Here is a 13,649-nt window from a genome sequence, read left to right as displayed (position 1 = left end):
GCATTACAAATAGAACCGATCTGCAAGCTGTAAACGGCCATCAAAGCCATCGACAAGGCCAAAATCCTCTGGCCGGCTGTTAAACAGCGGCACGACCTGCATGGCGTGGCAATCATTGGCAACATCCACCACATGCTGGGCCAACGGATGCACATTCCAACGGCGGAAATGGGCATGGCCCTTTTCGACCATTTTGCGCGCATCGAGCGGCATGAAACCGGTAAAGATCACATGCGCACTGGATCCCATCCGCCCGGCATCCTGCCAACGGTCAATCAATTCACGTGCCTTGCCAAAGGTGGCACAGGGCGCATGACACAGCAGCAACCGCGCATCAGGGTTAAAATGCTTTGCCTTGTCCTTAAGGGCGCGGAGCTGGCGAATGGCATCGGCGTCGACATAATCGCCGCCACGGGTATCGAGCACCTGTTTGACCTGCCCATAGCAACGATCATCCATCGACCAATCGGTCAATCCATGACGTTCAAACAGCAAGGCCATTTCCGCCGCCCGGCCACTGGGCGGCACGGGAAACAGGATTTGACCATCCAGTTTGGTCATGGTGGTCAGCAAGCTGTCGATGCGGACATTTTGGGTAAGCCCCTCCATGCCATAAGAGGCATCCAGCAACACGGTGGCGGCATCGGGTGGCGCGTCATACAAAAAGTAGTTTGATTCCTGGCAATAATCGCCGGAATACAAAACCCCACCGGCAATTTCAAAATGTAGCCACACCCCGCCAAACGAATGGCCGGTGCGCCCGGTGGTGACGGTAACACCATCAACCTGTATTTCCCCATGGGGCGGCAAGGGAATAACATTCGCCCCCTTGGGCAGGGAGCGTGCGGTGACTTCGGTGCAGTAAATCGGCAATCCGGCGGCAATGATTTCATCGGCCGCACCAATATGGTCGATGTGATCGTGGGTGATGAAAACAGCGTTAACTTTGTTCAGCCATGCCGGATCAAATCCCTGATCACTTTCGGGGCCGACACCACAATCAAGCAACCAGCGCCGGTTAAAAAATTCAAGTCGCAAGCAAGCCGGGCCTTTTTCGCCCAAGCCAGACAGAATACGCATCCGGGCTGACATCAGGCGGCCTCGTCTTGCATGCGGTCAAATACCCAGCCGTCGGAAACCTTTAAGCCGACCTGTTCGCCGATGCGCGCCCGGCGATTGGCATAAACCGGCAAGGATTGATCCCGCCCGATCCGAACCGACAGCCGGAACCGCCCACCGAGATAAACGCAATCTTCGACCGAGCCGCGAAGCGCGCCCGCATCATCGACCCAGACGTCTTCGGGGCGCAGGCAAATGCCCGCCTGCCCGAGTTGTGCCGTATTGGATTTGCGCACCAGATTGGGGCAAATGCGGGCGGCGACATCGGCATCGCCCAAACGCACCGAACAGGTGCGGTCGTCATGGATCGAGACATTGCTGATCGGCAAAACCGCACCCGCCCCGACAAAGCCCGCAACCATCAAATCCGCCGGTTCACGGTACAGGGTTTCAGGGGCGGCCATTTGGCGAATATGGCCCTTATCCATCACGGCAATCCGGTCGGCCATTGCCATGGCTTCGGCCTGATCGTGGGTAACGTAAATCATGGTCGCCCCGGTGCGGCGATGGAAATCAAGAAATGCCTGCTGCATGGTTTCGCGCAAATGCACGTCCAAGTTGGCCAGCGGTTCATCAAGCAATACCGCGCGCGGTTCCATCACCAAGCAACGCGCCAAGGCCACACGTTGGCGTTGACCGCCCGATAGTTCCGACGGGCTGCGGTCGGCATAAGGACCAAGGGCAACGGTATCAAGGGCAGCCTTGATTTTGCAGTCGCGTTCGGCCCGGCCCAAACCGCGGACTTCGAGCGGATAACCGACATTGCGCGCCACCGACATATGCGGCCACAGGGCATAGGATTGAAACACGATGCCCAGATTGCGCATTTCCGGGGTGACCATGATGTTGCTTTGCGGGTCGGCAACCACCTGCCCGCCCAGCGAAATCACCCCATCATCGGGGGCCTCGAACCCAGCCAACAGGCGCAGCAATGTGGTTTTGCCACATCCTGACGGCCCAAGCAGGGCAACAAATTCACCATCGGCAATATCAAGCGAGACCTGATTAACCGCGCGATAATCGCCAAAGCATTTGCTAATGCGCGAAAGATTTATGTCTGCCATGGCACAACTCCCTTGGGCAGGCGACGTGATGCCAGTTGGAAACCAGTCATCAACGCAATCACCACCAGAACGACCAGTACCGCCACGGCCGAGGCCAGAACGGTGTCGCCACTGTCATCAAGATTGAAAATCAAAACACCGAGCGTTTCATTCCCCGCCGACCACAACAGGGCCGAGACGGTGAGCTCGTTAAAAGCAGTCAAGAACACCAAAAGCGCACCCGCCGCGGCCGCCGGGGCCACCAACGGCAACAAAATGTCGCGCAAGCGCCGTCCAAGCCCGGCGCCGCAGGCCTGTGCGGCTTCTTCCAGCGCGGGGTCAAGTTGGCTGAAACTGTTCATGACCGGACGCAGCGCAATCACAAGGAAGCGTGCGAGATAGGCAATGAATATGATGCCAAGCGTGCCATACAAACTGACATCCAAAAGCGGAATGCGGATGAACAGCAAGATGCAGGCAATCGCCAAGACCACGCCGGGCAAGGCATAGGGAACTTCGACCATCAGATTGATCAACTTGGTCAGGCGCGACGGACGGCGCACCATCACGTAGGCCAGTGGCAAGCAAACCAAAATCAAGGTCAACGAGGCCCCCACCGACAGCATGAAACTGTTTTGGAAGGCGCGCATGGTAGACGGTTGGACAAACAACACTTCGCGGAAGGCTTCGAAGCTGTAATTGTCGAAATTGAGTTTTACGCCAAAGGCCGGAACCAGCGAGGTCGCGATCAGGGCGAGTAACGGCACCACCAAAATGGCGACCAGAACCGCCCACAGGATGGCCTCGACCAAGGGACGGCGCGCACCAAGCGAGATATCAAGCGGACGGCCAACCATGCCCATCAAACGATAGTCGCGTTTGGACACAAGACGGTGATGCAGCGCCACGCCGCAAATCGCAATCGCGCCAATCAGCATGGCAAGAACAGAAACCTCGCCCAGAACGGACGGGCCAAAACCGGCCAGCTTTTGATAAATCAAGGTCGGCAAGGTCGCGTAATTTGCCGGAATGCCCAGCATGGCGGTGATGCCGAAATTACCAAGGGCGGTGACAAAGGCCATGGCGGTGCCGGCAATCAGGCCGGGGCTGGTCAGGGGCAAGATGATTTGCCACCACAAACGCCCACCGCGTGCGCCGGCCAAACGGGCGGCTTCGATTTGTTCGCGGGGTAACATGCGCAAATTGGCGCGCAAGGTCAGAAAGACGATTGAGGCATGCTGAATACCCAGCAGCAAGGCAATGCCTTCGGCGGAATAAAGCGGCTGGGGCGCGCCCATGGCCGGTGCGATGCCAAACGCGTTTAAAAGCGCGCTGCTCGGCCCGGTCAGCTGCACCCAGCTTAATGCGGTGATCTGTGGCGGGATCATCATCGGGATCATGAAGCAAAAGACCAATGCCGCCTTGGCCCGAACATCGGTCAGGGCCACCAAAAAGGCAAATGATCCGCCAATCAAAAGGGAAATAACGGTGCCAAGGCCCGCAGTATAGAGGCTGTTGGCGGTTGCCTGCCAGGTTGTGCTATTGCCCAGCACATCCTGGAAATAGCCCAAAGACGGCACGCCACCGACCATGACACCTTCGAAGCCAAGACGCATAATCGGCAAAATGGATACGACAAAGACCGGCAGAAGCAACCAGTACAGCAACCGGTCCGAAGACCGATTGCTGCTTGTGCTGGCTGTCATGCCGGGCAGAAAGCCGCGAAGGCGACCTGTTGCCTGCATTACTCAGCCCCAAAGATGTCTGCGAATTTCTTTTTGTTGGCATCGGCCTGTTTCAGCGCGTTTGCCGCATCGAAATCCATCAGTTTAATGTCTTTGCGGGCCGGGAAGCCGTCTGGCAGGTCCATGCCATCGCGTGCCGGGATATAGCCCATATCAAGCACCAGTTTCTGACCAGCGTCCGAGAGAACAAAATCAACAAACTTGTGCGCGGCATCGACGTTTTTGGCGTCTTTCATGATCGCGACCGGCTCGGTCACGTAGGTCACACCCTCGGTCGGGAAGACGAAATCAACCGGCGACCCTTTGGCCTTGCCACGGATGGCAAGGAAATCAACAACCACACCATAAGGTTTTTCACCCGACGCGACGGCCTTAAAGGTGCCGCCATTACCGCCCTGTGCGCGGGCATCATTATCGGCCAGTGCCTGATAGTAATCCCAACCAAGATCCTTGTTTTCGGTCAAGGTCGACAGGTGAATAAGGGCCGCACCGGAATAAAGCGGGCTTGGCATTGCGACCTGATTTTTAAGGGCCGGGTCGGCCAGATCTTCCCACGAGGTCGGGGCTTTGACACCGGTATTGTAAACGATGCCCGTCGTGATCAGTTTGGTCGAATAGTAATAGCCATCCGCGTCATAAAGCGCCGGGTCAAAAGCCGATGCTTCGTCGGATTTATAGGCCTGTAACTGACCGTCTTGTTTCATCCCTTCGAGGGTGACGGTATCAGCGATCAAAAGAACGTCAGGGCGCGGATCGCCCGCCGCGATTTCAGCGCGCAGCTTGGCCATCAGTTTGGTGGTGCCGTCACGGACCCATTCAACCTCGACATCGGGGTTGGCGGCCATGAAGGCATCAATCGTGGTCTGGGCATCTTTGGTTGGTTGGCTGGTATAGACAACCAGCTTCTCGGCGGCGTAACCGACAACCGGCAACATCATTGTGGCCGTTGCCACCGCAGCAAGAAGAACTTTACGCATGTTTGACATCCCTTGATCGAAAAGAAGGTTTCGTTCGAAAACTGTTCGATCGGGAAGCTATCGGGATTTCCGTAACAGTTGTGTGACAACACCAAGAATTAAATGTTTCAACAGGTGTAACGGGGTTCCCAGCCACAATCAGGCCTGTCTATACTCCGGCCAGAAACGAAACCGTACCTTTCGAACGAAAGTATTTGATGTGACTGAAATGCCCGATGCCGTGCCGCTTGACCGGCGACGTGACCGTATAGTGGCACTTGTAAAATCGTGTGGCTTTATGGCGGTCGAAGAACTGGCGCGCCGGTTTAATGTATCTGTTCAGACGATCCGGGCGGACCTGCGCGATTTGCAGGAACAGGGACGCGTGTTTCGCCGCCACGGGTTGGCGGGCCCCGCCCCTGATCCGGATAATTCGGCCTATGAAAAACGCGAAGTCTGGAACCGCACCGGCAAGCAGGCGATTGCGGCCAAGATCGCCGAGCTGATCCCAGAGGGCTGCACGATTGCGATTGGCACCGGCACCACCGCCGAACTGGCCGCCCAGCATTTATCATCGCACCGCAATTTAACCGTGCTGACGAATAATTTGCATGTGGTGATGACATTGCAAAACGCGCCCAACGTGACCCTGCGACTGGCGGGGGGCACGGTGCGCACCCGTGATCTTGATATTATCGGGGCCGATAGTGCCGATTTCTTTGCCAGCATGCGGGCGGATTTTGGCATTGTAAGTGTCGGCGGGATGTCAGATGACGGCGATCTTTTGGATTTCAATATGGATGAAGTCCGCGCGCGCCGTGCGCTTGTATCGTGCTGCGATCATGCGATTTTGATGGTCGATGAAAAGAAAATGGGCCGCAAGGCGCTGTGCCGTGACGGGCACGCCAGCGATTTTCAGACCGTGTTGCTGAATACTGCGCCGGGGGATGCGTTGCAGCGTGCATTGGTCAAGGCGCGGTGTCAGATTGTGGTGGTGTCCTAAACCCCAACGCCGTCAACGATCACACAGCCAGCGTTGCATCCTCGGTCACGGTCAGATTGGCATCGACATGCAGGGTGTGGTTTGGCGCGACGGCGACCCAGCTGTCGGTTTCGGTATCGAGCGGTTCGGAGACAATGATCACCTGATCGCCGCGTTTGCGCCAATAAAGCGAGGGCGGTTTATCGTCGCTGGCGTGGCGGATCGCACAGATGCTGTTGCCGTTGGAAAGGCAGGCGGTAAAGCGAAATGGCGCGGTTGCGCCGCGGGTTTTCATTTCGTTTTCGACGACTTCAATCGTGCGGCGGATGGCGCGGTGCGGATCATCCATCAAGCCAAGCGTCAGCATCAGGCAAAAGATCAGTTCACTGTCGGTTGAGCCGTGCCGTGCGTCATAATGCACATCGTCAATCATTGCTTCGAGGGCGCGGCGGACCAGCGGGTAATCGCCGATTTGACCGTTATGCATGAACAGATATTTATCATGAGAAAAGGGATGGCAATTGGTGCGGCTGGTATGCGTGCCGGTTGAGGCGCGGACATGGGCAAAAAACAGCCCCGACTGAATATGATGGGCAAGCGATCGCAGGTTTGGATCGTTCCAAGCGGGCAGGATTTCGCGGTACAGCCCCGGTGTTGGGCGGGCATCGTACCAGCCAATGCCAAAGCCATCGCCGTTGGTCGGTGTTTTGGCCTGCTCGGCATGCAAGCTTTGATCGACCAGGGAATGGCGTGGTTCAAACACCAGTTTTTCGAGGTAAACCGGCTCCCCGATATAGCTTAGCCAACGACACATGCGCGATCCTCAAAAAACGGTTTTGCCAAGAACGGTCATCTAATCGAGATATTACAGTATGGTCAATGTGATACTCTGTTGCGCGCTTTGGTTTTCATCCTATGGGGTGCATATGGCCTTTGTTGAGAAAAAGAACAATAACCTCTTGCCAACCGGGATGTTTGACCGTATTTTCCGCGCCACAAAATGAGTCGTGCTGGTGTAGCTCAGCTGGTAGAGCAACGCATTCGTAATGCGTAGGCCGTAGGTTCGAATCCTATCACCAGCACCATTTTGTTTTACAAAAAACCCCGTCGGGCTTCGTGCCCTGCGGGGTTTTGTCTTTTGGGCACATGCGCGGCTTTGCGTATCGTACGTCAAAAGTTTTCACATCCCCGATCCCGGTACGTCTGTTTGCAAGGAACTGTTCAATCCTTGCAGCGCATGAAAGACAGTCTGGGCGACAGCGCAAGCCCCCCGTCCGATTGCCATTTGCAAGGGCCACACTGGGGAATGCATCAATGTCAGACAGTGAAAAGCCCACAAATACCGCGAAACCGACAGCGCAAAACCCAAAAGCCGATGCCAGCAGCAAAAAGCCCGGCACGGCAAGCACCGATGCGCGCGCGGATGACGCCAAACGCATCCCCCCGGAGCATCAAGATGCGCTGGATGTCATGGCGGCGTTGTGCCGGGAATACGGGCTTGAGGAACTGGCACCGGATCTTTTGAACAGCAGTTCGATTTATACCGGCCATACAGGCAGCGGCCCCAGCGCCAGCCCTAGTCCGGGTACAAACCGCAACGAGCCGACCGAAACGGCGTTTTCGATCCTTCAGAAGTTTCTGTTTGAAGGCGATGCGGGCATGGCATCCGCACCGCAATCATCGGGGCTTGATGGGCATATTCCCGATCCGGTCAGCGTTCTGGCCAAATCGATGCAATCAAACACCACGCAACGTGCACATCAGCAGCCAGATCAAAAGCCAGATCGGCAGGCGCACCAGCACGCGCACAATCAAAAGGGATCCGACATGAACCAGTCTTCCGAGGCCGCAAGCACCCCTTCTTATGACAGTGCCAATGCGCAATGGCGCCTGACGACGACGCAGCGTGATGGCAGTGAAACCGATCTTGCCGGGGCGGTGATCAGCGATGACATGTTCCGCACCGCCATGCCGCACCTTCGGGGCAAGAACGGTGGTGTTACTGGCGATATGAATGGCGCGGATCGCGAGAACACGACCGATGCCGATCAGCCCGATTGGACGATTGATCTTGCCCAACGTCGGCCCCTGGCCGCCGCGCGAACCCATGCGCAAACGGCAATCGGTGCCAAACTTACCGCCACCGATACCCCGACCATGATCCAAGATTGGTCGTTAAGTGTTGGCGAAAAGGCAAGCCCGCATGCGGAACTTGCGACCGGCGTACCAGCATCCGCACCATCGCATTTGCGCGCCTTGTTGTTTGACACCACCGTGACCGATCCGGCGCATGAAACATATTCGGAAACGGCCAGTTATGGCGGCGGACCTTATGCGCTTCATATCGAGCAATCGATTGGCAGCGTGGCGCCCGATACCCTGCCCAATTTGGCGTTGATCCGGCTTATTTTTGCCAACCGCCCGGCGATCCCGGCCCAGTTGGAATATATCGGCCCCCTGCCCAGCCCGATCTTGCGCGGGGTTATTCCGGTATCGGCAAGCCTTTGCATTCCGTTTTGGATGCAAATCACCCCGCCCAGCGAAGGCGATAAGGGGGCGGCCTTGGTGATTTTGGTCGAGTATAATCAAGAAACCAGCTTTAACGTCACAGCCCAGCTTTTGACATCGAGCAAATCCTGCACCCCGACGGCGATTTTAAATTGCACCGGACAAAGCGACAACAGTGCGTGCCGCGCAGCCAGCATGGTCGCCAATAGCAATGGGCGGCTTGAAACCAGCCTGACGGGCTTGGCCAACGCCCCGAGACCGGCGGAATTGGCCGAGTATGGGTTTCGTGTCCCGGTGGTGAAACCAGTGGTGACAACGGAGCCAACCGTGCCAAATGCACAACCAACCGTGATGCCGAATGCGGATCAGAAAACAACTGGCAAACCAACCGGTAAAACAACGAGCAAACCAACTGGCAAAACAATCGACAAATCCACGGGCAAAGCGGATGGGTCGGTCGGCACAGACAAAGGAGAGGACTAATGTCAGGTCCGGCGCAAGCGGGCATTGATACGGCCAGCAATCGCAAAGACGCGGTCAGAAAGGCGTTTAATCAGGAATATATGGCCACCCAAGAAGCCATGACCCAAGCGGCCGAACGGGCCCGCGCCCAGGTTCTTGATCAGCGCTATACCATCAGTGCGCATGCCGACAGCGTCAAAGCCGGCACGCAGGCCCCGTTGGGGGCGCCCAATCGTGGGGGCGCGAACCCGGCTGCTCAGCCGCATGCCCAGCCGCAAACACAGCCACCAGCACAGGGAGCACCCTATATGAATGCACATCCGGCGGCCGGTGCGGCCAATCAGGTGATGTTTGATATTGCCAATGAACTTCGCAACATCATCAATCAGGAAATCGAACAGCGCATGCAGGTTCTTGCAGCGCGCGTGGAAGAAGCGATTTTGCAGTCCCTGCCCCGCGATGACGAAACCAACGAGACGGCGGAAAGCCAAGATGGCGCGGCGGGAAGCGATGGTGGTGCCAATGCCGGGGCGAACGGACATGCGAACGTGGACGCGAATGGCAATGTAAACGGCAATGCCAATACACACGTAAAGGGTGGCGGCGCGTAATCGACGGCCCGGACATGCACGACGCCGACGCACTCGCACGCCATCGCCTACACCGATCCAGCCCATAGAATGCTGGTCGGAATGCCCGGAAAAAAAGGGACGTTACACCTTTACCCCTCTGCCCCGTGATCGGCAGGCCGAGGGGAAGGACCGGGAAAGACTGGGAAGGACCGGCAACGACCGGCAACGACCGGCGAACTGCGGGCTTATGCCCGACATCACAGAAACCGCCACTTAAAACGTCCTCGCCCCTGATGCTGAGACGGTCACTTTGGCCGCTTGGGCTGTTTGGGCCGCGTGCGCCTGATCTGGATGCGTTCTTAAACTACAACCTTAAATAGTATTTAAATATTATGTTCACAATTTTTCAGATCACGCGTCATAATGGTTACGATAACCATCAATCAGCCTAAGGTTGCAATCGTCAACTGGAGGGATCCAACGTGCAAAATGAAAAGAATACGCGACAGGATGAGGTGAACTTCACAGAGGCAGAACTGCGGTTTGCGCGCAGTCTTGAGGAAACCTTGAATCACGCGCTGGGCGACGATGACAAAGTCACCCCGATTTGGTCACGCCTGAAACCTGACCAGCGCGCCCGCGTCGCCGAAGATTATCTTAGCAAGCTTCAGCACCTTAAAGCGCAACCCGATCCCGACATTGAAGACCTTTTGGCCGCCCCCGCACACGACGTGCCCCAAGCGCCCGAAATACCCAATGCGCCAAACACAGCCAAAACCGCGGATGCCGCGCCTGATTTTAAGGCGTCTTTGAACGCCCCGGCGCAGCCAACACCCGCACCACATTCTGCCAGCCCGCAGGCGCATCGCGGCCCACCGCCGGGCTATCCGGCCGATTTTAATCCGCTGGCGGGTTTTCCGGGACTGGAGCCATCACGCGGCGGTCCGCGCCCGGAAGACATCATTGCCAGTGCCCTGCCGGGCTATCAGGATGGATCGCAGGTCAGCCCGCTTGATGCGCTGCGCGGTTTGTTGCCGGGTGGATTGGGCTATGGCGATGTTTCGGCAACGCCCACGCCGCCGCAGCCAACTCAACCAAGCCAACCAAATAACCGCGCCCCATGGCCGAGCCAACCGACCACGCCGAACCTTGACCCGGATGGTGGCCGTGATGCTTTTTCCGATTTTGCCGACGAGCTTGGCGCGGAATTGGCGGCAGATTTGGCCGTCGAACTCGGACCGGCAGCGCCGAATTTCTGGCCACTTTGGATTGAGCAGCAGGATGTTTTGCTAAAACAGTGTTTGAAACTGATGTCGGGCAATATGGATGATGCGCAAGATGCCCTGTCCGAAGCGATGGTCAAAGCATCGACCAAGTTCGAAGCATCAATGGATGAAATCCGCAATCATCGCGCCTGGTTGTCGCGCATCGTGCACAATGCCTGCATTGATTTGCACCGGCAAAACCGCCGCAAAGCCGAATATAAAGAAGAAACCCACGGCGCCACCGAGGCCCCGGCATCGCCGATCAGCCCGCCCGTGGTCCCCAGCCCCGAAGAATCGTTTTTGACCAACGAGAAGCTGGATCAACTTGATACGGTTTTAGGGGATCTTCCGGAGAAATTACGCAAGCCGCTTTTGATGCGGTGCGTGCAAGATCGCAGCTATGACGACATCGCCAAGGCGTTGGGTCTAAGCAATTGTGCGGTCCGTAAACGCGTCCAACTGGCGCGCGACCACCTAAAAGATGCCGACATCCAATAAGGCACAAATAAATTTAAAAGACGCGTCACAACCCCAAACACCAAGCGTCTTAGTACTGAAAACGGGACGGCGAAACCCCGTCAGGATCACAACCCCGCAGCACACACAGCACAGTAGACGAAGGAGACTTTACAATGGCGATTCCGACCCCCGTAAATGGTCAGATCACTGATGCGGTCACGCAGGCAAATGTGAAAGTTTTGGGCGATGCGCCGGCAATGGCAATGGGCTCAATCTTCCAGTCTTTGGCCCACTCGACCGGCATCCTTTATGAGAACTCTGTCAGCGCACAGCAGCAGCTTGGCATTACGTCCCAGGCCGCAACCAACCAGGGCGTCATCCAGATCTATTCGGTCGATACGATGGCAGATTCGGTTGCAACCGCGAAAATCGCGAAAAGCGACGTGCCCGACAACATGCTGTCGCTTCTGACCGCGCTTCAAGCGACCAAAGGCTAATCGCGTTTCTGGGCCCGGCTGATGCCAGGGTGATCGCGAAACGGATTTCCCCCCAATGGATGAGCTTGAATCGGGCGGTCGCCTTCCATCAGCGACCGCCCGATATTCGTTGTCGACAGGCTTAAACGTCGACTGGCTAAAATCGCAAAGGCAAACGCCATATCGGCGAAATCGCACCGATCAGGTTTTTGCAAAGTTCCGTCACAACAGATCAGGCCCCCCGTCATCTGACTGATCCCGCAAACCAAGCGGAAAAGGGCCGGATTCCGGCACTTCTTTAGGCAACCAGGAGATACAAAATGGCTGATAACACTCCGGTCAATGGCATGATCACGGATGCAGTAACCCAGTCCAACGTTAAGGTCTTGGGTGATGCACCTGCCATGGCCATGGGCTCGCTGTTCCAGTCGCTGGCGCATTCACATGGCATTCTTTATGAGAACGCCGTCAGCACGCAGCAGCAGGTCGGCATCTCGTCACAGGCCGCAACCAACCAGGGCGTCATTCAGGTTTATTCGGTCGATACCATGGCCGGTGCCGTTGCCACGTCCAAACTCGCCGCAAGCGACGTGCCTGACAACATGCTTTCGCTGTTGTCAGCACTTAAGGCAACGACCGGTACCGCCGTGTCGTAACACCACATTGGGTTTCGCCGCCATACCGCCCGGCATGCGCAAGCTTGCCGGGCTTTTTTCATCACAAAACAACTGCGCGCGCGTCATATCGATAAGACCCAATTTCGCCAGCCAAGGAGAGGGCCATGCCATCCGCATCATCGGGCAAACCAGCGCGTAGCGGCACGCGCGCAAAGAAGACGCAATCGCCAAAATCCGCACCACCCCAGCAGCATGAGCACCACGAGGTGCACGAGACCTATGAAGCCCATGAGGGCCACCCAGCACAACCCCCAGAGTATCATTACGACTATGGTGATGAGCATCGTCATGAGCAGGAGCATTTCGAGCATTCTCATGCGGCGCACCCGCAAGAACATTATCCGCATCAGGGGCATCAGGCACATGCGCAGGGGCAATACGGGCAACACGGACAACATGCCCCACACCGCCAATCTGCACCGCCGCCCGAACAATCTTTTGGTCAGGGCCAGGGGGTAGAATTTTTGCCATCGCAGGTTTCAAGCCAGATCACCGATAGCGTCGCGCTGACCAGTGTTTCGACCATTGGGATCGGGCCGAGCTATGCGGCACTTCAATCCATGCTGGGACAAGTCCAATCACAAAGCGTTCTGATGGCCAACATGGTGTCTGGTCAAAAGCAAAACGCGATGATCGGCATGACCACCATGTCCAAAAGCATCGAGCAAATCATGAACCGGCGTAACCAGTAAGGATCACGACCATGTCACATCCCGATAAAGTCGACGAACAAATCACCGACAGCGTCACACAGACCAACACCACAATCATCGGATCTGGTGCGGCCATGGGCGCGATGCAGTCCTATCTGTCGCAAGCGCAAGCCCAGGGCATCTTGTTTGCCAATATGGTCAACGAGCAGCAGCAGCTGGCTGTGGCAAGTCTTGCCACCACCATGGAATGCGCGAAATCAACGCTTTCGATCCAGGAAGGTCAGCCAAATTTTTTTACCGAAGCGCCGATGAACGTGCGTCAAAAGACGACACGCGGCTCGGAGTAAATTTAAAAGGCAGCGCCTCGGTGGTGGCGGAAACGCAGGGCGAGGACGCAGACGAAGAAGTCAATTGGTATGACGGCCTTGACGCCCGTTTCATCGGTGACGGTACCGAAATTAGCGAACAAGCCGTAATAGATGCCGAAGGGGCCGACGGAGGTTAACCATGAATGACATCGTCAATGCACAAATTACCGACGCGGTGACCCAAACCAACGTCAAGGTTCTGGGCGAAGGCCCGGCCCAGGCGGTGGCCATGGCGTTGCAATCGCATTCGCATGCCACCGGCCTTGCGATGGAGAATGCATCGCTTGTGCAAGGCAATATGCAGCAAGTCGTCAACACATCGACATCCAAACTGGTTGCCTTGATCACGGCACAAGCAGGCTAG

General features: G+C 56.7%; 15 protein-coding genes and 1 tRNA gene. 11 read left to right on the top strand and 5 right to left on the bottom strand.

Annotation, left to right across the window (positions count from 1 at the left end):
- Positions 1–3: 3 nt before the first annotated feature.
- The 4 genes from HCZ99_RS17015 to HCZ99_RS17000 are packed head-to-tail and all read right to left on the bottom strand — an operon-like array spanning position 4 to position 4,884.
- Entirely contained in the window at positions 4–1,092 is a 1,089-nt protein-coding gene (locus tag HCZ99_RS17015) for an MBL fold metallo-hydrolase (protein WP_167448212.1), read from the bottom strand.
- A complete protein-coding gene (locus HCZ99_RS17010; RefSeq protein WP_167448211.1) occupies positions 1,092–2,183 on the bottom strand; it encodes an ABC transporter ATP-binding protein in 1,092 nt (363 codons plus the stop codon). Before HCZ99_RS17010 ends, HCZ99_RS17015 begins: the two co-directional genes overlap by 1 nt.
- Positions 2,171–3,907, bottom strand: a complete 1,737-nt coding sequence (locus tag HCZ99_RS17005) for an ABC transporter permease (RefSeq protein ID WP_167448210.1) — start codon at positions 3,905–3,907, stop codon at positions 2,171–2,173. The genes HCZ99_RS17010 and HCZ99_RS17005 overlap by 13 nt, the downstream gene beginning before the upstream one ends.
- Complete coding sequence (locus HCZ99_RS17000; protein WP_175581567.1) at positions 3,907–4,884, bottom strand: ABC transporter substrate-binding protein; 978 nt, start codon at positions 4,882–4,884, stop codon at positions 3,907–3,909. The genes HCZ99_RS17005 and HCZ99_RS17000 overlap by 1 nt, the downstream gene beginning before the upstream one ends.
- A gap of 208 nt (positions 4,885–5,092) precedes the next feature.
- Here HCZ99_RS17000 and HCZ99_RS16995 point away from each other — a divergent pair, with 208 nt between their 5' ends.
- Positions 5,093–5,866 carry a DeoR/GlpR family DNA-binding transcription regulator gene (locus tag HCZ99_RS16995; RefSeq protein WP_167448414.1) on the top strand — a complete coding sequence of 258 codons (774 nt, stop codon included), beginning with the start codon at positions 5,093–5,095 and terminating at the stop codon, positions 5,864–5,866.
- A gap of 19 nt (positions 5,867–5,885) precedes the next feature.
- On the opposite strand, the gene HCZ99_RS16990 is transcribed toward HCZ99_RS16995, so the two are convergent.
- Entirely contained in the window at positions 5,886–6,659 is a 774-nt protein-coding gene (locus HCZ99_RS16990; RefSeq protein WP_167448209.1) for a class II glutamine amidotransferase, read from the bottom strand.
- Between the two features lie 195 nt (positions 6,660–6,854).
- Here HCZ99_RS16990 and HCZ99_RS16985 point away from each other — a divergent pair.
- The 10 genes from HCZ99_RS16985 to HCZ99_RS16945 all read left to right on the top strand — a co-directional run bounded on the left by HCZ99_RS16985 (position 6,855) and on the right by HCZ99_RS16945 (position 13,649).
- A tRNA-Thr gene (locus HCZ99_RS16985) sits at positions 6,855–6,930 on the top strand.
- A gap of 229 nt (positions 6,931–7,159) precedes the next feature.
- A complete protein-coding gene (locus tag HCZ99_RS16980) occupies positions 7,160–8,836 on the top strand; it encodes a hypothetical protein (protein ID WP_167448208.1) in 1,677 nt (558 codons plus the stop codon).
- Positions 8,836–9,426, top strand: a complete 591-nt coding sequence (locus HCZ99_RS16975; protein WP_167448207.1) for a hypothetical protein — start codon at positions 8,836–8,838, stop codon at positions 9,424–9,426. The genes HCZ99_RS16980 and HCZ99_RS16975 overlap by 1 nt, the downstream gene beginning before the upstream one ends.
- 443 nt (positions 9,427–9,869) lie before the next feature.
- The gene (locus HCZ99_RS20940) at positions 9,870–11,150 is read left to right on the top strand and encodes an RNA polymerase sigma factor (RefSeq protein WP_167448206.1); all 1,281 of its coding nucleotides are present in this window, start codon (positions 9,870–9,872) and stop codon (positions 11,148–11,150) included.
- Between the two features lie 134 nt (positions 11,151–11,284).
- Entirely contained in the window at positions 11,285–11,608 is a 324-nt protein-coding gene (locus tag HCZ99_RS16965) for a RebB family R body protein (RefSeq protein WP_167448205.1), read from the top strand.
- Between the two features lie 299 nt (positions 11,609–11,907).
- Complete coding sequence (locus tag HCZ99_RS16960; protein ID WP_167448204.1) at positions 11,908–12,243, top strand: RebB family R body protein; 336 nt, start codon at positions 11,908–11,910, stop codon at positions 12,241–12,243.
- A gap of 125 nt (positions 12,244–12,368) precedes the next feature.
- Positions 12,369–12,956, top strand: a complete 588-nt coding sequence (locus HCZ99_RS16955; protein WP_167448203.1) for a RebB family R body protein — start codon at positions 12,369–12,371, stop codon at positions 12,954–12,956.
- Positions 12,957–12,967: 11 nt separating this feature from the next.
- The gene (locus HCZ99_RS16950; protein WP_167448202.1) at positions 12,968–13,264 is read left to right on the top strand and encodes a RebB family R body protein; all 297 of its coding nucleotides are present in this window, start codon (positions 12,968–12,970) and stop codon (positions 13,262–13,264) included.
- 23 nt (positions 13,265–13,287) lie between these two features.
- Positions 13,288–13,422: a hypothetical protein gene (locus HCZ99_RS20850; protein WP_303047857.1), complete on the top strand. Its 135-nt coding sequence runs from the start codon at positions 13,288–13,290 to the stop codon at positions 13,420–13,422.
- A 2-nt stretch (positions 13,423–13,424) separates the two neighbouring features.
- A complete protein-coding gene (locus HCZ99_RS16945; protein WP_167448201.1) occupies positions 13,425–13,649 on the top strand; it encodes a RebB family R body protein in 225 nt (74 codons plus the stop codon).

This window comes from Thalassospira lucentensis, from assembly GCF_011806425.1.
GTDB lineage: Bacteria > Pseudomonadota > Alphaproteobacteria > Rhodospirillales > Thalassospiraceae > Thalassospira > Thalassospira lucentensis_B.
The sequence above is the reverse complement of the archived record's forward strand: the minus strand, read 5'-3'. Positions and strand labels throughout refer to the sequence as shown.

Coding starts and splice junctions, on each gene's coding strand:
- HCZ99_RS17015 (WP_167448212.1), bottom strand. CDS start 1,092: ATGTCAGCCCGGATGCGTATTCTGTCTGGCTTGGGCGAAAAAGGCCCG.
- HCZ99_RS17010 (WP_167448211.1), bottom strand. CDS start 2,183: ATGGCAGACATAAATCTTTCGCGCATTAGCAAATGCTTTGGCGATTAT.
- HCZ99_RS17005 (WP_167448210.1), bottom strand. CDS start 3,907: ATGCAGGCAACAGGTCGCCTTCGCGGCTTTCTGCCCGGCATGACAGCC.
- HCZ99_RS17000 (WP_175581567.1), bottom strand. CDS start 4,884: ATGCGTAAAGTTCTTCTTGCTGCGGTGGCAACGGCCACAATGATGTTG.
- HCZ99_RS16995 (WP_167448414.1), top strand. CDS start 5,093: ATGCCCGATGCCGTGCCGCTTGACCGGCGACGTGACCGTATAGTGGCA.
- HCZ99_RS16990 (WP_167448209.1), bottom strand. CDS start 6,659: ATGTGTCGTTGGCTAAGCTATATCGGGGAGCCGGTTTACCTCGAAAAA.
- HCZ99_RS16980 (WP_167448208.1), top strand. CDS start 7,160: ATGTCAGACAGTGAAAAGCCCACAAATACCGCGAAACCGACAGCGCAA.
- HCZ99_RS16975 (WP_167448207.1), top strand. CDS start 8,836: ATGTCAGGTCCGGCGCAAGCGGGCATTGATACGGCCAGCAATCGCAAA.
- HCZ99_RS16965 (WP_167448205.1), top strand. CDS start 11,285: ATGGCGATTCCGACCCCCGTAAATGGTCAGATCACTGATGCGGTCACG.
- HCZ99_RS16960 (WP_167448204.1), top strand. CDS start 11,908: ATGGCTGATAACACTCCGGTCAATGGCATGATCACGGATGCAGTAACC.
- HCZ99_RS16955 (WP_167448203.1), top strand. CDS start 12,369: ATGCCATCCGCATCATCGGGCAAACCAGCGCGTAGCGGCACGCGCGCA.
- HCZ99_RS16950 (WP_167448202.1), top strand. CDS start 12,968: ATGTCACATCCCGATAAAGTCGACGAACAAATCACCGACAGCGTCACA.
- HCZ99_RS16945 (WP_167448201.1), top strand. CDS start 13,425: ATGAATGACATCGTCAATGCACAAATTACCGACGCGGTGACCCAAACC.